A 23,860-nucleotide genomic window follows, 5' to 3' on the forward strand; every position below is an offset into this window, starting at 1 on the left:
GGGGGAGGCGCAGCTAAACCCCATGGTGTGAGTGAGTGATTTGGAGTAAAGAGAAATCATGACCATCAATCATCGACCAATTGGGGTTTTTGATAGCGGTGTAGGCGGACTAACGGTTCTGAGTGAACTGTATCGTCAGCTTCCCCAGGAATCGATTATTTATTTTGGCGATACGGCACGCTTGCCCTATGGTACGCGATCACCGGAAGAGATTATTCAATTTGTACGAGAAATTATCACCTGGATGGAACAGCAACAGGTGAAAATGGTTGTCATGGCTTGCAATACCAGTAATGCTTTAGCACTAGAAGCCATTAGCGATGAGTTCTCAACTCCCATCCTCGGATTAATTTTACCAGCCGCTAGAGCGGCTGTTGCTGTTGGTAAACGAGTGGGAGTAATTGCCACTCCTGCAACTGCGGCCAGTCAAGCCTATCGTCAAGCTATGATTGAAGTCGATCCAACGGTTCAGGTATGGCAAGTGGGATGCCCAGAGTTTGTACCCCTCATTGAACAAAATCGCATCAATGACCCCTATACTTACGAGGTTGCCCGCTCCTATTTGCAACCTCTGCTACAACAAAATATTGATACTCTGGTTTATGGTTGCACCCATTACCCTCTTTTAGATTCGGTGATTCGTCAACTACTACCCAAATCGGTACAGGTGATTAATCCAGCCGTTCATGTCGTCAAAGCAACAGGTCAAGAGCTAGATTTGCTGGGTTTGCGGAATGCCTACGCACCTAAGCCCACCCGCTTTGGTGTCAGTGGTTCTCCCCAACAGTTTACTACTCGTTCTCTGTGTTGGTTGGGATATACCCCCCTGGTTGAACAGGTATATTTAAGTCCTGTTCCGGTTTCTAATGCACGAGAGTGCAATAAAGAAAATGCGACCATGTAAGCCATAACTGCTAACCGTAGGGGGGAAAATGTTTCGCTCCTACGAGACGTAGAATAGGGAATAGAATAAAGAGCAACGATGGTATTGTTGGCGATCGCATGGATTTACTGACTCAACGCCATACTCGGTTACTTGGTTCTACCGCTTTGTTAGCTGGAAGAACCGTGTGTGGTGGTGTCTTGGGTACTGGCGTGGCTTCGGTGGTGGCAGGAATTATTGCCAATGATGTGATTCCCCAGTACATGGAGAATCTGACGGTGCGGTTGCGCGATAGTCGGGGGCAACTGGACAATCATGATTTAGCGGAAGCGGTGGGGTTGGCGATTGGACTGCTGATTAAGGCCAGGGTAGAAGCAGGAAATTATGAAGGCTCCAAGAAAGAGCTGGTATCCCTAGCTGAATATACCGCCAGCAACTGGAAAGATATCGCCCAGGGGCTGAAAGTAGGAGAAAATGACAAATTTGACCTGATTGAGGATGATCAGGTTCTGGGCTTGTTTAGCCAGGCTCTGGGCAAGGGAACGGTACAAGTGTTGACGGAAGCGGATTGGTTGGAGTTGTTGGAAGACTTGCGACAGCGTGCGGATGTGGAGTTACGGCAGCATGTTCTCAAAGGGTTGGCGATAGACTTGCGGGATAAGTTTGCGTTTGCCTTGCGGGAAGTGTTGAAGGCGGATTGTTCCGAGGGAGGGAAAGCCTTTGGGGGTTTGGTAATCTCGCTTTTGGGGGCGATTCATGCCGGGTTGCAGGAGGTGCGGGTTCCCCAGGAAAGTCGAGAGGAGGTGAACCAAGCATTGGTGCAACTGGGGAACGTTGAACAGGAGTTGAAGAAAAATCAGGTGCGGTTTGAGCAGTTATCCGAGCAGTTGGGTTTGGGGATAGAGGTAATCTTAGGGGAAATTGAAATCACTCAGGATATCCTCAACCGCTTGCAGGGATGGTTGGGTGATGAGTTACGTCAGATCGGCACAACATTGACAGAGATTGAAAAAACGACTGGCGAAATTAAAGATATTGCTGTTGGAAATAGTGGAAAGCTTGATGAGTTGATCGAAACAGTTGGGACATTTACGCCTACACCCCAACCGGAAAGTACTTCATCCGTCGTGGGGGATGCGTTGCCCCAGATTAACCATTGGCAAGGGAGAACGCAAGAGTTAGCAACAATTCATGGATGGTTGGATGATGACAATCGCAAATTGGGGATTATTGTGGGGATAGCGGGGATGGGGAAAACCGCTCTCGCAGTGAAGGTGTATCGAGAGCGTGAGGATTTTACCGGCAAATATTGGGCAGAGTTGGGGGAACTTCCCCGGTTGGCCAGTTTAGCGCGGCAGGTTTTGCGGGAGTTGGTGGGGATAGATGGGGATATTGTGGAAAAAATGCCGAATGCTCGGTTATCTGAAATTCTGGTACGGGAGTTGCAACGGCAGCGATTTTTGTTGGTGTTGGATAACTTTGAGTCGGTAGTTGGGGATGAGGACTATTTGCACTTTTTGCAACGGTGGTTAGGGAGTTGTCATCAGACGGAGATTTTGGTGACGACGCAGGTTGAGCCAAGGTTATCGTGGGGAGAGAAACCCCAGATATTGCCCTTGAAACGGGGATTATCGAACTCAGAAGGAGCGCAGTTGTTAGCAGCACGGGGAGTTGAGGAACCCCTTGAGGAACGGGAGCAATTTTCCCAGAAAGTAAGCGGACATCCGTTAACGTTGAGTCTAGCGGCAGGGATGTTAAGCAATCAGAGAGGAGAGGAGCGAATAACGCTGGCAAAGTTAACGACAGATATCAGTCAAGGGATGCAGCAGCTTGAAGGAAGGCATCGCCAAGAAAATGTACAGTTGCTGGTGGTTTTGGATCGCTGTTTTGGTTGGTTATCCCCAGTTTGGCAAGAGCGATTAGTGCGGCTGACGGTATTGCGGCAAGGATTCGATCGCCTTCTGGTAGAAGCCATGGTGGGAGAGAATATTGGAGATGAGGAACTGCCGAATCTAGGGATTCAAGGGTTTCTGGTGGCTTTGGAGAAAAAGAATCGCCATGAGCGACAACGCTATGAGTTTCAGCCGTTTATTTTGTAGTATTTGCAGTATCGCGCTGGGGACGCGAAGGAAGCGCACGAGCGAGCGGTGGAGGTGTATGGAAGTCGGTGTGAAATGCCGGAAGAGTGGAAAACGGCAACGGTTGAGGATGTACAGGATTATTTGGAGTTGTTTTATCACCTGTGCCAGTTGGGAGAGTATGTGCAGGCATTTGATGTAATTCGTAATAATCCAGGAGATTATAAGAAGTCAGTTAGTCAGTTTCTATATATACGAGGTTACAATGCTCTGCGGATTGAACTCTATCTGCAATTAGTGCCCCATTTACCCAACCAGCAAGATTGGCGCTATACTGCCTCTTTGACAGAGTTAGGCAACGCTTACGATTCCCAAGGAGACTACGAAAGCGCCATATCCTTCCACCAGCAGTCTCTGGAAATCAAACGAGAAATTGGCGATCGCTCTGGCATTGCCAATTCTTTCATGGGCTTAGGCAACGCTTACGATTCCCAAGGAGACTACGAAAGCGCCATATCCTTCCACCAGCAGTCTCTGGAAATCAGACAACAAATCGGCGATAAGCCTGGAGAAATCAGATCTCTACAAAATTTAAGCATTGCCCACTCTCAGCTAGGACAATATCAACAAGCGAGTTACTACAACCAACAGCTATTAGAACTGCAAGGTTTGGACGCTTTACCGACTGCCCCATGGTTCAAATCCTTTATTCGCTTTGCTCAGAAAGGCTGGTTCAATTTCGCCCTCTGTTTTATTGCCGGTGTCGTGGCGTTTCCCTTTGCCCTGCTCTGGTTTATTGCCGTTCTCCTCTATCGGCGGATTCGATGAACAATGAACAATTAACAACGAAGAGATGTCCGCGTCGTAGCCAGAAACCGGGTTTCTGCCAGAAGTTAGGAGAAGTGCCTTAAATGGGGAAGAAACCCGGTTTCTTTTCGCCTCTCTTCGCAGCCAGAAACTCGGTTTCTTCGAGAAGGATTATTATTGCTCTGTCTCTTCATGATTTAAGATCGCTTGAACACCGCTTTTCAATGGTTCTAGCTTAGTTTGAATAATGCTCCAGATAATTTGAGTATTGATCGAGAAATATGCATGGGCAATAATATCTCGTAGTCCAGCAATCTTTTTCCATTCCACTTGTGGATACTTAATCCGGATCGTCTCAGGAATCTGTTTAGTTGCTTCTCCAATTAGGTAGAAGTTATAAATCACAGCATCTAACGTTCGTCCATCTTCAATCAACTCATCATAGGTTATCGATCTCGTGTAGCTTTGAATTTTGTCAATGCTGCTGAGAATATCAGTCAGATATAAACTGAGATTACGCGACATGGATGGCTTGAGTAATCACGACTTCACGGATTTGAGGCTTGAGGTCTTCTTTGATCACTAAATCGACTTTTCTTGTAAACAGGTCTTCTAGAAAAAACTTTAAATCCATATAAGCATCAAACGTGATTTTCCCTTCAAATTCTACCAGAAAATCCAGATCGCTATCGGGTCTAGCTTCGTTCCGAGCAACAGAGCCAAAAAGTTCTAAAGATTTTACGCCCAAATTATGCAAGGTTTCTGGATGCTCTTTCAGAGTAGAAATAACGGTTTCCTGATTCATAGTTTGATGAAGTAATTGTATAATTACGATATTCTTCCCATTATAGCGATTGCTAGGGAGCTAGAAACCGGGTTTCTGCGACAATCTAGGGGTGGAGCTGCAAGATAAGGAGAAACCCGGTTTCTTTGGGTGGGAGGCGAAGCGCCATTATCGATCGTTGTGACTCAAATTCTCTAGGATTTCGGTAACTGTTTCGACTGGAAGATTCAAGATTTCGGCGATCGCTTCAGGAGAGAAGCAATATTTTCTAGCGCAAAGTACTATAATCACCGTTGAATGTTCTGAGGAAAATTTGGCACTAATTCAGAGGGATCTAATTCACTTTGGATTCTCCCCTGATAAAAAGAGTGTTTAATTTTAACTGGACTCATAACGATTTGTCCCCATTTATTTAATTCAATTTTGAAGGGTAAATCTTGTAATTGTTTATGGGTACAAACGTCTTCCCAGTTCATGATGAGTCACCTAGAACAGTTAAAAAATGAGAGAGAGCGGTTACTTCGACTGCGCTCAGTGACAGCTCTCCATTGCTGACTTTTTGCCTTTTAGCCCACGGGTAAAACTTCTGTTTCTGGAAGTGCTGCTCTGAGGGCGCTTTTCCGTGCTTCAAACAACTCTAAAAGTTTTTCAATCACAATTTGTAGAACATCGGAGGGGAACAGTGCTAAAAAGTCAGAGGCTTTCAGTTCTCCTTTGAAAAAAGCTTTAGCCTGAAGGGTGAGTTCTCGAATCTGATCGAATCCCATAGATTTGACCATAAAGGTACTCAAAGGGGAATTTTTTAGGTCATAGGATGAGTCTTGTAAGCGTCCTTTTTCCAGGAGAGTAAGAACCTCTTTTTCTAGTCCATTTCCGGGTTGATGGGGATTGGTGACTGGGGGAAGTAATTCCTCTAAGACGACTCCGACACTGCCTTCAGTACGCATTTCGCCCATCATGGTGGAGATGGGGATGTTTTTACCAAATTGCAAGGAGAGGGCTTCTAGGAAGGCAATGGAGAGCAGTTTGGTGCCTAAATAGAGACGACCGACATCCATGTTCCGTTGCGATCGCTCAATCAAAAGCTGATACTCTGTTGATTCAGGGACATTGCGAAACTCATGGAAAATAATCTCCGGTTTCAAGAAATTCATGAAACCTTCCATTTTCTGTAATGCTGTGCGATATTGGCTCACCGTATAGGAATTGGAGTTTTTCAGGTGATGGTTGGTTTCTGGCAATAAATTCCAGGTTCCATCTAGGAAGCGAGCCGCACTTTCATAAGCAAAGCTACCGACATCACGATTTGACATTCGTACCGAACTATACACGGTTTCGAGCATGGTTTCTTCCGTGAGTTCAGTTTGGTATTTTTCGTTAACTGCCCTTAGTCTTTTGTATAATACTTCGCTACTACTGAACCCTTCTGGTGTTTTAGAGCGAAAGGGAATCGTGGCTTCAATACAAGCGATAATTTGCAGGATTAGACCCGGACTCAAAAAATCTTCATACACTTTAGCAGCAACTAGGGCGCTGAGGAATTCATTTTGTCCTGTCATGGGGGAAAGTTTTTGTCCAGCCTGGAAGTTAAACAAATCCAAGACCATTTCAAACATGCCATCTTTGGGCAATTTATCCCGGTCTAGGATCAGGAGATCTTCTCCGACTTGACTAATAAAGGGACTAATATAGTAGCTTAAGTTAAAATTTACACTTTTATCAACTTGTACATAGACCACATCGTGAAATAAAGCCGCCAGGACTTCGATCGCATCGTCTCTCCCTCCGACTTCAAAAATATGCTCTGGCGTATGGAAATACCGCCAAGGCCCCGTCATGGTTTGCACAATCAGGTCAGCAATATCGGAAAGCTTACTTGGCTCAACCTTTACCTCTAACTGATCGATCGCCCAAACCAGCTTTTCTAAACATTGTTTTTGGTCATTTTCAAGACTCATGGAGACCTCTGCACCTTTCGTCGATCCAATTGATAATTATCATTATGCACATAAGATAGGAGAGGTGGGAGTGAGCTAGCCAAAATTCACCGCTTCTCCCATCCGTATATTCTCCTGGATTTTTCTATTTTAGGCTTTTTTGGAGGCTAACATGCGTTCTAAACTCATGCCCAACACGCCTAGAGTTACCAAGCCTAACCCTACCCATTGCTGCATTTTGAGGGCCTCAGCAATCAAGAATAAGCTAAATAGAGCCGTCAGAGCCGGACCACTCGCTCCGACAATAGAGGCTAAAGCAGGGCCAGCAAAGCGAATAGCAAAGTTATTGAGCAAGTAACTTCCGAGGGTGAGAAGTCCCAAAATGCTTCCCCCAATCAACAGACCCGTTTGAGTATTCGGTTCAATGACTACACCCAACTCAGGGGGTAAGGGAAACATCAGGGAAATTCCGGAAAAGACAAAAATAGCGGCAAACGACACCAGAGAAAACGGAATTGGGTGTAATTTCTTAGTTCCCATGCCCACTAATAGCACGTAACCCGCAAAGGTAACTCCAGCACCGATCGCCGCCGAGATACCGAGTTGGGTATTGCCTTCGACACCGCCTTGAGGTAGGGCCATGATTCCCCCAGCGAGGATAACAGCCATGGCAATAATGCGAGCCAGGTTGGGGCGATCGCCAAATAGGGCCCAAGAAGCAAACACGGTTACAATCGGATAGATAAAGAAAATCGTGATCGCAATTCCTGTAGGAATATTACCAATGGCGATATAAATACAGACTTGGGACAAAAACAGGAAGAACCCACTGCCAACCACCTTGATCATGTGGTCATAATCATTGGACTCGATGAAGCGCTTCAGATCTGACCAAACGGAAGGATAGAGAAATGTAGCCAAGATCGGAAAGACCAACATCACCACGATCATCCGCAAAAACAGAATCAGCAAAGAATTACCTAACCCTGGAGTAATCAACCCATCGACAGGAAACATATCCAAAACCAGTCGGGGTTCAGGGGAAAGTTTTAATAAGATTTTCAGGGTGACGTTGAATAAAGAAAGGACACAAGCGGATAAGAAGGCTAAGAGTAAACCAGTGACCACTTGACCTTCTTTGGGCTTCGGCTTGGGGCTTGGAGGTGCGGTTGGGGGCCGATTAACCGGTTCTTCCCGAGTAGCCGAAGTAGATATCGGATGTACTGTGGGTTGTGGTTTTTCAATTTGCGATCGCAACCGATGGGCCAAACCCTCTAGCGTTCTGATTTCCTCCAGAAGTCTAGCTCCTTTGTCACCGAGGGGCTGGCCATCTTGATTCAATTGATGGGCCAGTTCCTCTTGTAGCCTTTCCAGGTCTTGATTAACTTTCCTTAAAGTCTCTTCGGCGCTTCTTGCCTTAGAGTTGTCTAAGTCCGTGTTGTCCATTGATGTTCACTTGAAAGACGACGGGTAGGGGGCGAAAGCCCTTTCCAGAAGTAATAAGGCCTTTGTTGCTTTAAGCATAGCGATCCAAGGGAGAGAACGGAGGATTTTTGCTAGGAATTTAACAATCTTAATGAAGAACCAGCAAGGAGGATAGCCGTCACTGCACCCAGGCGCTTTTAACCCACAGAGCGAGTTGATCTGTGCCGTGTTTATGCCCAAAACAGGCGAACTATTGCCAAGATAGTAGCACTTATACTAGCAGTCAGGGGAAGGGTGATTGCCCAAACTAGGCCAATTTCTCTGAGGGTCTTGAATTTGAGGGGGGAAGAGGGCGATCGCTGTACTAAACCAATGCCAACGACAGCACCCACGAGAGCATGGGAGGTGGAGACGGGAAACCCAAACCGGGAGGCAAGTAAAATGGTGGTAGCCGTAGCCACTTCGGCGCAAAATCCACCACTGGGTTTGAGGGGGGTAATGTTTTCGCCGACAGTAGAAATTACGTTTTTACCCCAAATGGCTAATCCGAAAACAATGCCGATCGCCCCAACGATTAAACTCCAGAGGGGGACTTGAAAGTTTCCCGGCATCAGCATATCCCCCTGTCTAATTTGGCTAATCACGGCTAAGGGGGCGATCGCATTGCCCACATCGTTGGAGCCATGGGCAAAGGCGACAAAACAGGCACTAATGACCTGAAATTGGGCAAAGAGTCCTTCTAGGGGTTTCTCTGAGCTAAACTGATGCCAACTGAGGGCTGTCAGGCCGAGAGTTCCCAAGGCGGCTGTGCCAATCATGGCGGTATGATTGGGAAGATGGGGAATGGAGAAATTGGCAAATAGGGTGGGCAAAACGATCGCCCCAAAGATACTGAATAAACCCGTACAGATCCAGGGAATCCATTCTTGCAGCCTGAGCTGGGATTGAGGATGGTCTAAAATCCCAGCTTTGAGGCGATGATAAAAGACCATGGCCAGGCTACCACTGACCACTGGGGTAATGACCCAAACGAGGGAAATGCGTCCCAGAGTAGACCAATCCATGGCTTCTGGGCCGATCGCCACCCCACTAAATCCAGCGATCGCCCCGATAATGGCATGGGAAGAAGCCACAGGTAATCCAAAGCGGGTAGCGATTTGTAACCACAGTCCGCAGGTGAGCAGTACAGAAACCATCCCCAGAAAAAGAAGTTGCAGATCGGGGGCAAATTCTTCTAGATGAATCAAGTCGGTGGCTAAGGTTTCGGAGACTCGAGAGCCAAACCAAACTGCTCCGGTAAATTCTAAGATGCCCGCAATCAAGACCGCTTGGGTGAGGGTAATGGCCTTCGATCCGACAGATGTTCCCATGGAATTGGCTACATCATTCGCGCCTAAATTGCAGGCGACGTAGAAGGCCAGTAGAACAGGTAAGAGTAAATCCATCCAGTAATACCTAATTTAAGCTTGATGGGAGAGAGAGTCACAATTATGATCCAAAAACGGATTTTAGGGTTAGATCCAGGATTAGCCCGTTTGGGGTTTGGCCTTCTGGACTGCGAGCAATGCGAGGATACCCAAGAGGAGCGCTTGAATCCCTTGGATTTTGGGGTAATTACCACTCCGAGTTCCCAAGCTGTGGGAGATCGCCTCTGTACCCTTTATGATGACCTGCAAGCGATTGTCACCCAGTGGAAACCGGATCTAGCGGCGATCGAAAAATTGTTTTTCTATCGTATGGGCAATACGATTCTGGTGGCTCAAGCACGAGGGGTGCTGCTCCTGGTTTTAGCTCAACACCAGATTCCTATGGTTGAATATACGCCTGCCCAAGTCAAGCAAACTCTGACCGGATATGGCAAGGCTGATAAGGAGGAAGTCCAAGAATCGGTGATGCTAGAGTTAGCTCTAGAAGAGATGCCTAAACCAGATGATGCGGCTGATGCGTTGGCGATCGCTTTAACGGCCTGGTTTTGCCAATTCGATTAACCCTTAACAATTAACTATTATGATCGCTCTTGAAAAACTAACCACGACCCAAGCTTATCAATTTTGTGGCACTGTAGATTTATATAATTCCTGTGCAACGGAAGAGTTAGCAACCCAGGCGGCTGGCGATCGGCAATTTCACCTCATCGGATCTCCCCAAAACAATGCTGTTCCCATCCTCTTATCTGAAGACGATTATTCTTGCTGGTTATCTTTGAACGACTTAGACAAAATCAACCTTGCCTTAGCACCCTATCAACCGCATCCCGTCTCCCGTGCTGAAATTGAAACAAGGATCGATCGCATCATTGCCTATACCCAATACGCCATGAATCAACCCCATCACTATCTGTGGGGAGGAACAGTTCCCCCTAATTATGATTGTTCTGGATTAATGCAAGCTGCTTTCGCCTCGGTCGGGATCTGGATACCCAGAGATGCCTATCAACAACATAATTTTACTCAACCCATTGCTATTGAAGAAGCCGAACCCGGAGATCTACTATTTTTCTCTTCTAAACAACGGGTTACCCATGTCGCGTTATATTTAGGCGATCGGAACTATATTCATAGCTCTGGAAAAGATAACGGTCGCAATGGCATTGGTATAGACCCTTTATCCTCTGAAGGAGATTCCTTGAGTCGATATTATCATCAACTATACTGTGGTGCAGGTCGAATTATTACAGGCTATATCAGTACTGGCAATCCCAACGCTCAATTTGAATGTCCTATCACCGATCAATGAATTCATGAAAATCGGGCGTTTTATTGGTATAGCGGTTTGTGTTGTGTTCTGGGTTATAGCAGTTCAACCCTTGGCGATCGCTCAATTGCCTATTGCAATCGATCGGGATGATTCCTGATTTTTAAAACTGATAACATTGGTTATTAATGCAGAGTTGAATCAGAACCGATCGCCCTCGATCGTCAACTTTAATTTCTACAACAAAGGGTTGACTTTCTTGTTGTTGCGATAAGTTGATTTCCTCATTAATTTTCTGCCGTTGATCTTCTGGCATATAATAGGTTTCTAACCCATAAACCAATTGTCCTTGATTCACTCGTCCCCGTAAGGCAATTTGATTAGAGGGTAAGTTTTGCGGTAAACGAGGACTAACGGCGATCGCACTCCAAGGTTGTGGTAGTTCTCCCTGTTGTTGTCCTTGCGGTCGTTCCAAAATCAGATAAAACTCTCGACTGAACTGGTTTGGCTTACTCGACAATTCATCCCATCCAGGAAGATTCTGCAAGGTTTCCCAGCGAGAAATATCATAACTCAAGGTTTGGGAATAGCCCCGTAACCAATCGTAGGGGTCAACCGGTTGGGTTTGTAAAATCACCGTTTTGCCTGTGATTCTAGTATAGAACGCTTGACCCGGAATGGCTACGACTAAGCCTACCTGAATAGCTAAGGGCACAATTAAGCGCCACCAGGGAATCTGAGAGCGTTTTAGGGAAGTTGGTAGAGGTTGAGAAAGGACAGATGGGGGAATAGAGTTAGACATAAACCTATTGATTATGCAGTGTTCTTAAGTAATTTTTCAAACTCGCTTATCCGCTCCACAATCTTGAGCTGCTCTTAAAGCGATCCAGGTTTAACAAAACTGATTTCAGAAACTTGTCCATCTGCTGTTAATACGAGTGTAATTAAATTACGAGGGCCTTCTCCTGGGGCAGCATAACTTTCAATTGGCCGGTCATAGTTGTAGAGTTCCCGATTGCGATCGCTCAAATCAATGGTGTTTTCAGTATCGAGAATCCTAGCATACTCTAGAGCTTGTGCCCGAGAAACCGGTCTACGAGGAAAAACAACTGCTCGATTTCCCCCCTCCAGATAAGCACGAGCCAGAATCACCACATCTTGAAATGCATATTGTGATTGAGTTTGATACAACTCAGAGTAAGCTTGATATAACTCAGAGGGTGAAAATAAGTCTGGGCAAGTACCTATCGCACCACAGAATTGTTTATCCTGTTGAATTTCTGCAAATAAAGCAGCATCTAAAGAGCGATTTTGATACTCTGTATTAACACCGTAAGCATCGGGATTCATACCCGCGAAATAGGGATCGGGATTCGGCCCACTCGCTACTGTGGCAATGACAGCCAACACTGGACCATTATCTAAAGCCCGATCTTGATAGACAAACTCAAACCGACAGGGGGCCAAACCTGTACCCGCACAATCAACAACTTCCTCATACCCTAAGTCATACATTTTTTGTAACAACCCCCCAGGATTGTAGTGGCGCACGGGGCCGGTCGTTTCTATAGTATGGGGAATCCATCCCTGTGCTATCAATCGCCTCCGTACTTCTCCATAGCGCAGACCGTTTTCAGTCTTCCATTGCTTATTTAATGCGGAGATGCTCGCTGGGCCTAGTGCGTGAGTAGCAGAGGTTTGTGAGGGAGCCGAGTCTGTAGAGTTGGCTTCTCCCCCATTCGAGGACTCGATTTCAGGAACTGAAGAAGAGCGAGTCGAGTGTTCAGTCACCTCAGAGGAAACAGAGGTACAGCCTAGAAGACCTAAGCTGGTCGTCAAGAGTAGGGTTGCCAGGCGAGCAGAACATTTCCAAGCCAATGTTTGAGTTTTGATCATTTGTAGAAGTTAGGGAATAGAGAGTAGGGAATAGGGAATAGGGAATATTTCTTTTCCTGCCCACCCTACTCCAGTAAGATCGACTATTCTTAATTTTTTTTTTCAAACCAGAATCCGGCTGCCATGACACCTAAGCCGCAGAGAATGAAGACAATAGATTTTAATAATAATCCTGTCTCATATTCTAACATGCGGCTAATAATTTGACTGGTCAATAATATTAACCCACTCCAAAATCTTAAGCGAGTTCCTTGTTTTAATCCGATACGAATTAAGTTCACGGCTAAGAGAAAGATCTCAATATTGATGATTAAGGGGGCGAAAATGGGTAATGGATAGATTAGACTGTGCCAGAGGAACAGAGCGCTAGTTATGGTTAAAAGATTGATGACTAGAAAGCTAGAACTATCGAAACGCCGGAGATCGCCGGATCGCCGAGATTTAGCCAGTTGAAACCACTGCCATACCGTTAGCCCTACTAAGGCAAAAATATCGAGACTTAATTCCCATCCCCCTAGGGTGTCGTCAATATTACCCCAACCACCCCAGCTATTCCACCATCCATGGAAGGAAAAGAGGTATAACTGTAGAGCAATCAGCAATAGGGCTAATCTACGAGCAAGGGGCTGAAACAGTTGGCGATCGCCTTTGGCAACTTCGATCGCGCGATCGTTGTAACCCCACAAAAATGCGGGTGGCAATGTTAACCCTAATGTCAGTTTAACTACGGTGGGAACGCTCCATACGCCGATCGCCGCAAGCTGTATCCATACGGTAGGAATAAACGCTATCATCATTAAGGCGAAAATGACCCGTGAATTCCACCAACGAGCTAAAATAATTCCGACTACCCCCGTAATTAAGGGTGCATGTTGCAAAATTCTGGCAATTCCTGGTAATCTCCCGATAGACAACCAATCATCTAGACTCGATCCATAGGCAAGAGCCATTAACACAAGGGAAACAAACCCTAAGAGAGTCATTCGCAAGCTAATAGCTAAACTGGTTACCCCCAATCCCCAAATCAGATAGAGTTGATAAATGGGGCCATCTAAGTGAAACATTTGGGACATCAATCCCAAGTTCGCACCCAGGAGAAGAGTGCCCAAGAGCAATAAACCTTGGCCAAATCGATGTTGCCATCGATCGGAGGTAAATCGCCACAAGTAAAATCCAATACCATGAGTGAGGATTAAACTCGATAGTAATATGCCTATTTTGAGCGATCGCGGCCATCCTTGCCAATTTGCTGCCACAAATGCGATCGCTCCCAATCCCAATAATACTGCTCCTAATCCCACCAATACAGCAATAAATCGGTTACTGGCGGCTGCTTCCAGGCGATCGAACTGATAGCGATCGGATAATTGAGTATAAATTTGATCAGAAATCAACCCTTCAGATTTCCAAATTTCAGCCTCTTGGCGTAATTGGCGACGAAATTTCTCGGCCATAAGATTACTCGATCTTCTCAGTTAAGTGAATTCACTGAAGTTGCTCGCGACCGTTACGAACCACCCGCAACATCTCGCCTAGACGACTTTCAAGATCCTGCAATACCTGATCTGCATAATCATCAGCTCCTTTTTGAATCATCTCACACTCTTCCAGAAGTTTCTGACGCTGGAGTTCTAAATCTTGCGTGGACTGTTTTTCTAACTCCTGTAATTCCAAAACTAAATTTTCCTTCGTCTTTTGGCACTCCTGTAGCGTTTGTTGCCAAATGGCTTGAGCTTCCTGTTCCGCTTGCTGGACTAAGCTCATTTCGTCTAAAATCTCACTAGCCTGTTGTTCTGCGGTACTAATGAGATCCTGAGAATACCGTTTCGCTTTGAGCATAATTTCATCCCGATTACTCACCAAAGTCACTGCTTGCTCAAAGACTTTGGGTAAATGAAACTGAATTAACTCAATTTGATCTAATAACTGGTCTTCATCCACAAACGTATAGTGAGTCCAAGGAATGCCAGTACTCATCAAAATCATTTCCTTGAGGCGCTCTAATTCTTCTTGAATATCAACTTCTGGTTTAGTATTGAGTCCACTGGTTCCATTGGCGGAAGATTCGGCCTGGGGGGGTTCGTGGGGTTCACGTTCTGAGTTTATGGGGGAGGGGTCTTGTTGTAGCATTTATAGATATCGAGGGCAACGTGATGGGGAACTAGGTGATTGATGGAAGCGCCAAATTTAGCGATTTCTTTAACCAGACTACTACTCAGAAAGCCATATTCTGTAGACGTTGCCAGAAACACCGTTTCGATTTCCTCTAGGAGGGTTTTGTTGGTGTGGGCCATTTGGAGTTCTTTTTCAAAGTCTGATACCACTCTCAGACCCCTCAGCAACACTTGGGCCTGCTGCATTTTAGCATAGTTTACGGTTAGACCATCAAAACTGTCAACTTTGATATTGGTTAAATGTTCGGTGGCTTTTTGGATCTGACTAATCCGCTTAGTCACTGAAAAGAGGGGATTTTTGTTGGGGTTAACCATGACAACCACAATCACCTCGTGGAATAGATTACAACCCCGTTCAATGATATCGAGATGTCCTAGGGTGATTGGGTCGAAGCTTCCTGGGTAAATGGCAGTTAGGGGTGAACCCATAAATTGGCCCATTAGATGAAGTACATGAGGATTATAAAATTAAAAATTAATAATCAACAATTATTAATTTTTAATTTTTAATTATTACCCATTCCCCAATCGAATTTCAGTACATAGAGAGGCAAAAACAGTTTCACCAGAGACTTGGGTAAGACTGGTTCGGAGGCGAAAGTTGGGGGAAGCAAACCAGATACGGTCTTCGGAAACTTGCCCTTGGGATTCTATTCTTAAGGTTAGAATTTCGTCTTCATCTAGAATAAAAGAACCCGGAGGAGAACCGTCAAGGGAGGAGAAAAATTTGCCCCTCTGGGGGGTTTGAACATCACTATCGCCCACCCAAACCAATAGACGCTCTCCCTTGTAGGATTGGGCAGAGGGATCAATGGTGGCTTCCCAGGTTACAAGAGTGCCTCCTAAGACGTTTTTTAGGCCATGGCGATCGCTAAGTGCCTTTACTTTGGGGTCATCGCTGGCTAGAAAATCGACATAGAGGGTAGATTTGCCGGTCTGGGTTTGACTGGATTCGACCGGATGGGCAGTGCGCTGGGAAAACCATTTCCCCGCAGTCTGTTGTAAAAATTCCGTAATATTCATTAAAACTCTCGTACTATCTCCACAAGTTGAGCATCAGTATTGGGAAAAAAGCCAAAATTCTATTTTAGAGCTACAGGAGACGATTCAAGCGATCGCATCTTATGAGATGATAGGTAAGGCAATCCGGAACATTATAGCCGGTTGTCTGGATTGGTGAAGTTAACCGGCTTGTCCCCAACTCTTAGCCCAAAGAAGCAACGAAACGAGTTAACAGGCTTCCCTATCCTCAATTTTTGCACTCATCTCCAGCCCTTGGAATAAAAACCCTTAAAGCATGACCGAATCAACTGAGATATCTCCCAAATCAACTGAGATACCCTATCTATTACGCGCTACCCGTGGCGAAGTTCTCTCACGCCCCCCCGTTTGGATGATGCGGCAGGCAGGACGTTACATGAAAGTATACCGCGACCTGCGAGATAAGTATCCGAGCTTTCGGGAACGCTCCGAAAATCCCGAATTATCCCTAGAAATTTCTCTGCAACCCTATCGGGCCTTTCAACCGGATGGGGTGATTCTGTTTTCCGATATTCTCACGCCCCTACCGGGAATGGGAATTCCTTTTGATATTGTCGAGAGTAAAGGGCCAGTCATTGACCCCCCGATTCGCTCTTTACAACAGATAGAAGCAGTAACTTCATTAAACCCAGAAGAATCATTGCCCTTTGTGGGTCAAGTGTTGCGAGAGCTACGGACAGAAGTGGGGAATAAGGCGGCTGTGTTGGGCTTTGTGGGTTCTCCTTGGACGTTAGCCGCTTATATGATTGAAGGCAAAACCTCAAAAACCTATAGCAACATTAAGCAAATGGCTTTTAGTGAGCCAGAGATGTTACACCAACTGTTGGGTAAGGTGGCTGATTCGATCGCGACTTATGTCAAATACCAAATTAAAAATGGCGCTCAAGTCGTACAATTATTTGACTCTTGGGCGGGTAATCTCAGTCCCATTGACTATGAAGCTTTAGCCCTACCCTATCAACAACGGGTGGTTGAGCAAGTGAAGGCTGAATATCCCAACACGCCCCTGATCCTATATATTAGTGGTAGCGCCGGTGTTTTTGATTTGATGCCTAAATCGGGAGTCGATATCATTAGTGTAGATTGGACCGTGGATATGAGGGATGCTCGGTCTCGCTTACCAGAAACCATGGGGGTACAAGGCAATGTCGATCCAGGTGCGCTCTTTGGCTCTAAAGACTTTATCCGCGATCGCATGTTAGACACCGTTCGCAAAGCGGGCAACAAGCGTCATATCCTCAACCTCGGTCATGGGATTTTACCAGGAACCCCTGAAGAAAATGCCCAATTTTTCTTTGAAACAGCGAAACAACTGGATCTGGCTACCTGTTAACTGATTATGACTCTAACCCCATCAACCCCGAAAAAAAAACGGATTTTCATAACCGGTGCCAGTGGTTGCATCGGCCACTATATTGCTGAGTCACTAATTCAAAAGACCGGTCATGATTTGTTTTTGCTGGTGAGAAAACCAGAAAAATTACAATTCGACTATCAAGCGCGATCGGGAATTACTATATTAGAAGGCGATTTGCGCGAGATTGGCCAATATAACGATCTGTTAAGTACGGTCGATGGGGCAATTTTAGCCGCTACTGCTTGGGGTGGCCCTAGAGAAGTGTTTGATATTAATGTGGTTAAAACTATTCAATTGATCAAAGCCTTAGATCCGAATGTTTGTAACCAAGTCATCTACTTTTCTACTGCCAGCATTTTGGGTCAAGATAATCAGCTTTTACCCCAAGCAGGACAGTTGGGAACCGATTATATTCGCTCTAAGTACGATTGTTATCAGCAACTGAGCAAACTAACCAGTGCCCCTCCCATTTCCATTGTTTTTCCTACCTTAGTATTTGGGGGAGATGAGAATAAACCCTATTCCCATCTATCCTCTGGATTATCAGAAATTCCCAAATGGATTAACTTGGCTCGTTTTTTTAGCGCCGATGGTAGTTTTCATTTTCTTCATGCTTATGATATTGCCCAAGTCATTACCCATTTGGTCGATCATACCCTTCCCTCCGATCCCAATGAAAGTTTTGCCTTTGCCCATCATTTAGTTTTAGGAAATCCCGTTCTTAGCGTCGATGAAGGGATTGCCCAAATTTGCCAGTTTTTACAGAAAAAAATCTATTTTCGGATTCCCCTATCTGTTGCTTTAGCTGATACCCTCATTGGTATTTTGCGGTTAATTGGGGTGAAAATTCAAATGGGAGCTTGGGATCAGTTTTGTATGCGCTATCGCCATTTTCGCTATCAAAACCCAGTTAGTCCAGAGACTCTAGGTTTAACGACTTATTGTTCAACCTTAAGTGATTTACTTAAAATTAGCAGTATTCGGTCAGTCGCCCAGACTGAGTGATGTTTTCTGGATGGGGAGGACACGGGGACGCGGAAATAGCCCATTGTCTATGCCCCATTCCCTATCCCCTATTCCCTATTTCCCCATGACTAGCCCATCGACACCTCAAACCGATCCCACCTGGCTGAGTATTATTAAACTCTTGCGCTGGAATAAACCTGCCGGTCGGTTTATTTTGATGGTTCCAGCGTTATGGGCGGTATTTCTGGCAGCACGGGGAACTCCGCCCCTTCCCCTAGTGGGGGTCATCATTGTTGGCACATTCGTTACCAGTGCTGCGGGTTGTGTGATTAATGACCTATGGGATCGCAATATTGATCCAGAAGTAGAACGGACTCGTAGCCGTCCCCTCGCTTCTCGCGCCCTCTCCATTCAGGTTGGAGTGGCGATCGCCATTTTAGCTCTGCTGTGCGCTGCTGTCTTAGCCCTCTATCTCAACCGATTTAGCTTTCTTCTGTGCGTCGCTGCTGTTCCCGTCATTGTCTTTTATCCCACCGCTAAACGCGTATTTCCTGTTCCCCAACTTGTCCTCTCCATTGCCTGGGGATTTGCCGTACTGATTAGCTGGAGCGCCGTTACTGCTAACCTCGAACCGGCAACTTGGGTCCTCTGGAGCGCAGTAATCCTCTGGACTCTAGCATTTGATACAGTCTACGCCCTCCCCGATCGCCAAGATGACCAACGGATTGGTGTCAACTCCAGTGCCCTGTTTTTCGGCGATAAGACTCCCATCGCTGTAGGCATCTTTTTTACCGGAACTGCTGTTTTATTAGCCTTAGAGAGCCAATTCATGGCATTAAACTGGACATTTTGGTTGGGGTGGAGCCTCGCCATTATCTTCTGGGCGAAACAGGTTTACGATCTCCTGCAACCGGAAGTTTCCCCCACCCTCTACGGTCAAATTTTTGGTCAAAACGTGATCATCGGCTTTGTCCTCTTAGCTGCGATGATTTCCGGCACACTCTTGGCTTAATCAAAGGGCTTACTCCTGACTATAGCAGTGAAAGAGTTGATTAGGACAGTGAGGTTATGGTTTGAGGCAAGAGGCAATAGGCAAGAGGCAATAGAAAATGCCCTAACTCTCCCTTTCTCAGCTATAGCAGCTCTCTGGAGTCCAAACCGGTTGCTCTCCCTGTCCCCAAAACCCATCAAATTTAGTCACAGAAACATCACCCGCCCCTAGGGGGATGTGGGTGGTTTTTAATTGAGAAGCCGGATTTCTTCAAGAAACCCGGCTTCCGGCTTAAATCGATAATTGGTATATCGTTTCTTAAATTTTTGATCTTAAAACACGGTTGATCTGATCGATTGTGTGCTTAAGCTAAGGCAAGGTCTTGATCTAAATCATCCTCAACTACACTCAAGTTGGGGCGTGACTCTTTGAGGGCAACAGTTTCTAAAGAATTAGACTGGGTTTCAATCGCGGTTAAGGGTTCATACTGCCAAAGTCCTAAACCTTCCCAAGACGGGGCAAAAGCTGGAATAGCTAAGGGACAAGCTTTCCATCCACCGCGCACAGGAACATTGAGTTGTTGGCAGTTGCCCCCTCGCCGACCTTCAGGAGTAAAGTGGCGGCAATACCGACAAGCGGAGGTTTGACAATTGGAATTGTTCATGGCAGATCCTCAATAGGGGGCGGATATCGGCTTCTATTCTATTTTCAGTTATCTTTTAGAGAAATTGAAAATAGCTTTATACTTTTTTTATGTTTGCTTTAAATTTGGACATGAATTCTCCGTTTCCACTATCATCTCTTTCAGGAATAAGGGGTTATTTCCGGGATAAACGATTGGGGATCAACAAGACTGCCCCAAGTGCGCTGATGCTTAATCTGGATCGCCTCCGTTATAATCCGGGTAATAAAAATACGGATGAAGGACGGATTCCTTGCTCTTGGTTTGCCGTTAGAGCGATCGCCAAAACGTAGTCAGTATTACCAAAAATCCCGAGAAACATAGCTCGAATTTAAATGTTTGTGAATAAAATTCTAGGGTCTCCCTATCATTACGCATCAAAATAAGATACAATCAACCCTCAAATAAGCAGATTCACCGAATCACTACGGCAAGACCTTGGCGATGAGTAACCGTTTTCCTGCAAAACCAGCACCCCAACCCCACCAGACCTATGCCATCTCCCTACCGCTGCAAGCGGCTCTCACGAGTCTCAATGTCAGCCTAGAGGAAGAACTAACCCGATATCGGCGATATCGCCAAGGATATACTCCACCTCTGAAAAGCTATGCGTTAACGGCAACAGCGCAAGGACATGGCGGAAAAACCTTAGAGTTAGTCTCACCGCCGCCTCCAGAGCGCTCCCAACCGAAGCGCCCCCCCTCTCCAGAGACGCTAGAAACTGCTCCAGAACTTCCAGCCTCTCTATCTCCCTCGGCGGATACTGATTCAGGGGCTGCCCTATCCACCTCTTTTGCCCATCAAAACCTGGCTGAACCGGATACAGGGTTTGAAGCCGACAGTCCCCCAGAGGATTATTTGGAATCTTCAGAAGAATTGCTCAGAAGTTTAGCCGAGGAAGAAGAGGAAGACGAAAGCTCTATCCCTACCCCAGCATTTAATCCCTGGCTTACTCCTCTGGGGATCGGTTCCACACTGCTCTTGATTCTGCTGTGCATTACATTTGGGGTGATTTTTCTTAATCCTTCTCTGATGCGCTACTTGTTTCCCAATAGTCCCTTCCGGCAGCCTAATCCCACCGTTCCTGAATCTGCTCCAGAACCTGCGACAACTCCAGCTAATTCTTCTAACGTTTCCCACTCTTCCCCTCGCCCAACTTCAGAATTTGGCCAGTTAACCCTGGAGAGTTTGAGTGTTCTGGAACCCAAGCAATCTCCCCAACCCTCTCCAGTGGTTTCCCCGATTCCGGTGGCTTCGCCTGTAGTCGCGAAAGCTCCAGTAGAGCCGCCCACTGCCTCGGAGTCTAACCGCTCATCAGGGCTGAATTTGCGGGTGTTGAGCTTGCCGATTCTTTCCGCTGCACCGGAACCAGAATCAGAATTGCCTCAACCGCCAACGCCTCAAGTGACACCTGTACAAGCAGTTGAACCTTCAGCCCCTTTACCTCCTGCTCCTCCAGTTGTGCCTGGGGTGACTGCTCCCCCCAATCCTCACGAGTTGCCCCAGTTGGAAGCAGCAGCACCTATCATGCCTCCAGAGGTTCCGTCATTTGCTGAACCGGTACCTGAACCTGTCCCTCCTCAAAATTATCTTCAGGGCTTTACGGGATCTGTTCCTATCCCAGTAGATATGCCTCCAGAACAGGAATGGATGCCGGAACCGGTGGCGACTTTGCCGGAGTCCGAGAATGGTCAATCCTATTCTGTCGTGGCTCATTATGAGGATGGAAATACGATGGCGAAAATTCAAGCCTTGGTTCCCAACGCTTATTTGCGCAATTTTGCGGATGGAATTTATGTGTATTTGGGGTCATTTTATCATCGAGAAATGGCAGAAACGTTCGTGGAGGAACTGAAAATTGAGGGGATTTCTGCCAAAATTTATGATGATGAGTAAATGGGGATGGGATTATGAGTGTTGTCGATCGCCTATTTCGTGCCGTTCGTGCCCAGGTGAATGACTGGATCGTTCAACGGCAAGACCCGGAAAAGCTCCTAGAGACTGCTATCTTAGAATTGCAAGATGATATGGTGCGTCTGCGACAATCGGTAGCTCAGGCGATCGCCGTGCAAAAACGTACAGAACGACAATATCATCAAGCTACGGTAAGTGCCGAGGATTGGCACAAACGGGCCCAACTCTCCCTAGAAAAAGGGGATGAAACTCTAGCCAGAGAAGCTCTAACCCGACGCAAACCTTATCTAGAAACAGCGCGACTGTTCCAGGAACACCTGCAACAACAAGGGGATGTGGTGGATCGTATGAGGAATGATTTACGCACCCTAGAAGGCAAAATAGCGGAGGCTAAAGCGAAGAAAGAACTTTATATTGCCCGCGCCCGTGCTGCCAAAACCTCCGAACAGTTGCATCAAGTGATGAATCAATTGAATCCTAGAGGTACATCAGCGGCTTTAGAGCGGATGGAAAATAAAGTACAAGAACTCGAAGCCCAAGCTCAACCGAGTTCCGAATGGGGAAAAGATCCTGTAGAGAACCAATTCCAAGCTTTAGAATCAGGGACAGAGATTTCCGTAGAGGAGGAACTAACGGCGATAAAAACGCAACTAAAAAGTCAAGTCCCCAGAAGCCAGTCCGAGTACGATCGAGAATTAGAGGAGTTGCGATCGCGACTCGATCAAATCGGTAATGAGTAATGCGACATTTTCTCTATGTCTCCGTGTCTGGAGTATCCTCCACTCCCCCACTCCCTATTGCCTTTTCCCCTCCACTATAATCTGTATATAGACATATAGACCCTGACAGGAAAGCAGAATTAGAATTATGGGATTATTCGATCGGATTGGCCGAGTTCTGAGAGCTAATATAAACGACCTTGTGAATAAAGCAGAAGACCCGGAGAAGATACTCGAGCAGTCTATTATTGATATGCAGGAAGATCTGATCCAACTTCGGCAAGCGGTAGCTAGTGCGATCGCCAGCCAAAAAAAGAGCCAGCAACAATATAATACAGCCCAAAATGAAGCCAATAAATGGCAGCAACGGGCGCAACTGGCTCTACAGAAGGGCGACGAAAATCTAGCCCGGGAAGCGTTGCAGCGCAAAAAAGCTCAGGCTGACAGCGCCACAACCATTAAAGTTTCTTTAGAGCAACAAACCGCTCAGGTAGATACCCTGAAGAAAAACTTAATGCAGCTAGAGGGCAAGATTTCTGAGGCGAAAACCAAGAAAGACATGCTCAAAGCACGGATGCAAGCAGCTAAAGCTCAAGAAAACTTGCAGAATACCGTCTCGAACATCGGAACCAGTAGCTCCCTCGCTGCGTTTGATCGGATGGAAGAAAAAGTGCTGCAAATGGAAGCCAGAAGCCAGGCAGCCTATGAGATTGGCGGTACAGGGATTGAAGAACAGTTTGCAGCGTTAGAAGGGAGTGATGTTGATGACGAATTGGCTGCCATGAAAGCCCAGTTAACTGGCGCATCACCCAATCAAGCTGCTCTTCCCCAAGGTACTACTGATTCAAGTCACTCGGCTTCAGAAGTTGATGATGACTTGGAGCAACTGCGCCGAGAACTCGATAAAAGCTAGGATCGGTTTAGCAATTAACAATTAATAATTTAAAATAATTGTTAATTGCTAATTGTTAAGTATTAATTATCTGGTGATGGTTATTCTGCCTCTACGAACGATCGCCTTACAGATGCTATGCTTATGGGTGGCGATCGCCATTGAATCCTATTTTCTCCATACTCAACTTCAGCTTCATCCCCGTTTTAGCATTTTTTATGCCGCTACACTGAATTTGCTTGCCAACCTGATTGGTTGGTTCTTATTCTTTAATTTAGAACTCTTATTGCCCAATCCCATTCGCCAAAATTTAATTGATTTAGTCCTATTTGGCCAGTGGGAGCGATCGAGTCTATCCTGGATTTTACTAGCAATTATCGGTGCTTTTCTGATTGGCTGGTTTGTCAAACGGCAAGGATTAGCTCTTCTGCGTAATATTCGCAAGATGTGGATACAAAGAAAATATGGAGAAGGAGGATTTAGTATCGCTGCCCGTGAAGCCTTTATCGAAAAAGCAATTTCTCGCACCGTATTTAATGCCCATTTGATGAGTAATAGCGTTATCTTACTTGTGGTGCTAATGAAATTTATTCGGTTCAGTTTGAATACGCCTTAACCGA

The 23,860-nt window shown here is 46.0% G+C and carries 25 protein-coding genes and 1 pseudogene; 12 read left to right on the top strand and 14 right to left on the bottom strand.

All coding sequences use genetic code 11. The features are described from left to right. Positions 1-58 precede the first annotated feature (58 nt). The 3 genes from murI to J7545_RS06120 all read left to right on the top strand — a co-directional run bounded on the left by murI (position 59) and on the right by J7545_RS06120 (position 3,789). On the top strand, positions 59-904 hold the full coding sequence (murI, locus tag J7545_RS06110; RefSeq protein WP_318698670.1) for a glutamate racemase: 846 nt from the start codon (positions 59-61) through the stop codon (positions 902-904). Positions 905-1,002: 98 nt separating this feature from the next. After that, entirely contained in the window at positions 1,003-2,982 is a 1,980-nt protein-coding gene (locus tag J7545_RS06115) for an NB-ARC domain-containing protein (RefSeq protein ID WP_318719300.1), read from the top strand. Between the two features lie 3 nt (positions 2,983-2,985). Then, positions 2,986-3,789 (top strand): tetratricopeptide repeat protein, encoded by an 804-nt coding sequence (locus J7545_RS06120; protein ID WP_318719301.1) that lies wholly within the window; start codon positions 2,986-2,988, stop codon positions 3,787-3,789. A 153-nt stretch (positions 3,790-3,942) separates the two neighbouring features. Here the strand turns inward: J7545_RS06120 and J7545_RS06125 are convergent, their stop codons facing one another. From J7545_RS06125 to J7545_RS06155, 7 genes and pseudogenes are all read right to left on the bottom strand, one after another. Continuing rightward, positions 3,943-4,293 carry a DUF86 domain-containing protein gene (locus J7545_RS06125; RefSeq protein ID WP_318699763.1) on the bottom strand — a complete coding sequence of 117 codons (351 nt, stop codon included), beginning with the start codon at positions 4,291-4,293 and terminating at the stop codon, positions 3,943-3,945. Beyond that, complete coding sequence (locus J7545_RS06130) at positions 4,283-4,573, bottom strand: nucleotidyltransferase family protein (RefSeq protein ID WP_318699762.1); 291 nt, start codon at positions 4,571-4,573, stop codon at positions 4,283-4,285. Before J7545_RS06130 ends, J7545_RS06125 begins: the two co-directional genes overlap by 11 nt. A 147-nt stretch (positions 4,574-4,720) precedes the next feature. Continuing rightward, the gene (locus J7545_RS06135) at positions 4,721-4,843 is read right to left on the bottom strand and encodes a hypothetical protein (protein WP_318699761.1); all 123 of its coding nucleotides are present in this window, start codon (positions 4,841-4,843) and stop codon (positions 4,721-4,723) included. Between the two features lie 41 nt (positions 4,844-4,884). Further along, positions 4,885-5,028: pseudogene (locus J7545_RS06140) on the bottom strand (Uma2 family endonuclease); the annotation flags it as partial. A gap of 90 nt (positions 5,029-5,118) precedes the next feature. After that, the gene (locus tag J7545_RS06145) at positions 5,119-6,510 is read right to left on the bottom strand and encodes a hypothetical protein (protein ID WP_318699759.1); all 1,392 of its coding nucleotides are present in this window, start codon (positions 6,508-6,510) and stop codon (positions 5,119-5,121) included. A gap of 129 nt (positions 6,511-6,639) precedes the next feature. Further along, entirely contained in the window at positions 6,640-7,935 is a 1,296-nt protein-coding gene (locus J7545_RS06150; RefSeq protein ID WP_318699758.1) for a DMT family transporter, read from the bottom strand. A gap of 209 nt (positions 7,936-8,144) precedes the next feature. Next, on the bottom strand, positions 8,145-9,359 hold the full coding sequence (locus J7545_RS06155) for an inorganic phosphate transporter (protein ID WP_318699757.1): 1,215 nt from the start codon (positions 9,357-9,359) through the stop codon (positions 8,145-8,147). A 48-nt stretch (positions 9,360-9,407) separates the two neighbouring features. Between J7545_RS06155 and ruvC the strand changes: the two genes are divergently transcribed. Both ruvC and J7545_RS06165 read left to right on the top strand, forming a co-directional pair. Continuing rightward, a complete protein-coding gene (ruvC, locus tag J7545_RS06160; RefSeq protein WP_413038727.1) occupies positions 9,408-9,902 on the top strand; it encodes a crossover junction endodeoxyribonuclease RuvC in 495 nt (164 codons plus the stop codon). A gap of 19 nt (positions 9,903-9,921) precedes the next feature. Then, positions 9,922-10,650: a C40 family peptidase gene (locus J7545_RS06165; protein WP_318699755.1), complete on the top strand. Its 729-nt coding sequence runs from the start codon at positions 9,922-9,924 to the stop codon at positions 10,648-10,650. A gap of 121 nt (positions 10,651-10,771) precedes the next feature. Here J7545_RS06165 and J7545_RS06170 read toward each other — a convergent pair whose 3' ends face one another. From J7545_RS06170 to J7545_RS06195, 6 genes are all read right to left on the bottom strand, one after another. After that, positions 10,772-11,410 carry a GDYXXLXY domain-containing protein gene (locus J7545_RS06170; protein ID WP_318699754.1) on the bottom strand — a complete coding sequence of 213 codons (639 nt, stop codon included), beginning with the start codon at positions 11,408-11,410 and terminating at the stop codon, positions 10,772-10,774. Between the two features lie 74 nt (positions 11,411-11,484). Continuing rightward, positions 11,485-12,504 carry a hypothetical protein gene (locus J7545_RS06175; RefSeq protein ID WP_318699753.1) on the bottom strand — a complete coding sequence of 340 codons (1,020 nt, stop codon included), beginning with the start codon at positions 12,502-12,504 and terminating at the stop codon, positions 11,485-11,487. An 89-nt stretch (positions 12,505-12,593) separates the two neighbouring features. Continuing rightward, positions 12,594-13,958 (bottom strand): DUF2157 domain-containing protein, encoded by a 1,365-nt coding sequence (locus tag J7545_RS06180; protein ID WP_318699752.1) that lies wholly within the window; start codon positions 13,956-13,958, stop codon positions 12,594-12,596. A gap of 31 nt (positions 13,959-13,989) precedes the next feature. Then, positions 13,990-14,634 carry a hypothetical protein gene (locus J7545_RS06185; RefSeq protein ID WP_318699750.1) on the bottom strand — a complete coding sequence of 215 codons (645 nt, stop codon included), beginning with the start codon at positions 14,632-14,634 and terminating at the stop codon, positions 13,990-13,992. After that, positions 14,607-15,107 (bottom strand): pantetheine-phosphate adenylyltransferase, encoded by a 501-nt coding sequence (gene coaD / locus J7545_RS06190; protein ID WP_318699749.1) that lies wholly within the window; start codon positions 15,105-15,107, stop codon positions 14,607-14,609. The genes J7545_RS06185 and coaD overlap by 28 nt, the downstream gene beginning before the upstream one ends. Before the next feature lie 84 nt (positions 15,108-15,191). Continuing rightward, positions 15,192-15,701: a phycobiliprotein lyase gene (locus tag J7545_RS06195; protein WP_318699748.1), complete on the bottom strand. Its 510-nt coding sequence runs from the start codon at positions 15,699-15,701 to the stop codon at positions 15,192-15,194. 274 nt (positions 15,702-15,975) lie between these two features. Here J7545_RS06195 and hemE point away from each other — a divergent pair, with 274 nt between their 5' ends. The 3 genes from hemE to J7545_RS06210 all read left to right on the top strand — a co-directional run bounded on the left by hemE (position 15,976) and on the right by J7545_RS06210 (position 19,054). Further along, on the top strand, positions 15,976-17,052 hold the full coding sequence (gene hemE / locus J7545_RS06200) for a uroporphyrinogen decarboxylase (RefSeq protein ID WP_318699747.1): 1,077 nt from the start codon (positions 15,976-15,978) through the stop codon (positions 17,050-17,052). A 6-nt stretch (positions 17,053-17,058) separates the two neighbouring features. Then, on the top strand, positions 17,059-18,081 hold the full coding sequence (locus tag J7545_RS06205; protein ID WP_318699746.1) for an NAD(P)-dependent oxidoreductase: 1,023 nt from the start codon (positions 17,059-17,061) through the stop codon (positions 18,079-18,081). A gap of 85 nt (positions 18,082-18,166) precedes the next feature. Then, positions 18,167-19,054 carry a 4-hydroxybenzoate solanesyltransferase gene (locus J7545_RS06210; protein ID WP_318719304.1) on the top strand — a complete coding sequence of 296 codons (888 nt, stop codon included), beginning with the start codon at positions 18,167-18,169 and terminating at the stop codon, positions 19,052-19,054. 343 nt (positions 19,055-19,397) lie between these two features. Here J7545_RS06210 and J7545_RS06215 read toward each other — a convergent pair whose 3' ends face one another. Then, the gene (locus J7545_RS06215) at positions 19,398-19,697 is read right to left on the bottom strand and encodes a hypothetical protein (protein ID WP_318699744.1); all 300 of its coding nucleotides are present in this window, start codon (positions 19,695-19,697) and stop codon (positions 19,398-19,400) included. A gap of 462 nt (positions 19,698-20,159) precedes the next feature. Here J7545_RS06215 and J7545_RS06220 point away from each other — a divergent pair, with 462 nt between their 5' ends. The 4 genes from J7545_RS06220 to fraC all read left to right on the top strand — a co-directional run bounded on the left by J7545_RS06220 (position 20,160) and on the right by fraC (position 23,856). Continuing rightward, complete coding sequence (locus J7545_RS06220; protein WP_318699742.1) at positions 20,160-21,611, top strand: hypothetical protein; 1,452 nt, start codon at positions 20,160-20,162, stop codon at positions 21,609-21,611. Positions 21,612-21,625: 14 nt separating this feature from the next. Continuing rightward, positions 21,626-22,369, top strand: coding sequence for a PspA/IM30 family protein (locus J7545_RS06225; protein ID WP_318699741.1), 744 nt, complete (start codon positions 21,626-21,628; stop codon positions 22,367-22,369). A 127-nt stretch (positions 22,370-22,496) separates the two neighbouring features. Continuing rightward, positions 22,497-23,261 (top strand): PspA/IM30 family protein, encoded by a 765-nt coding sequence (locus tag J7545_RS06230; RefSeq protein ID WP_318719306.1) that lies wholly within the window; start codon positions 22,497-22,499, stop codon positions 23,259-23,261. A gap of 76 nt (positions 23,262-23,337) precedes the next feature. After that, complete coding sequence (gene fraC / locus J7545_RS06235) at positions 23,338-23,856, top strand: filament integrity protein FraC (protein WP_318722852.1); 519 nt, start codon at positions 23,338-23,340, stop codon at positions 23,854-23,856. Positions 23,857-23,860 lie beyond the last annotated feature (4 nt).

It is taken from the genome of Roseofilum sp. SBFL, from assembly GCF_017746885.1.
GTDB lineage: Bacteria > Cyanobacteriota > Cyanobacteriia > Cyanobacteriales > Desertifilaceae > Roseofilum.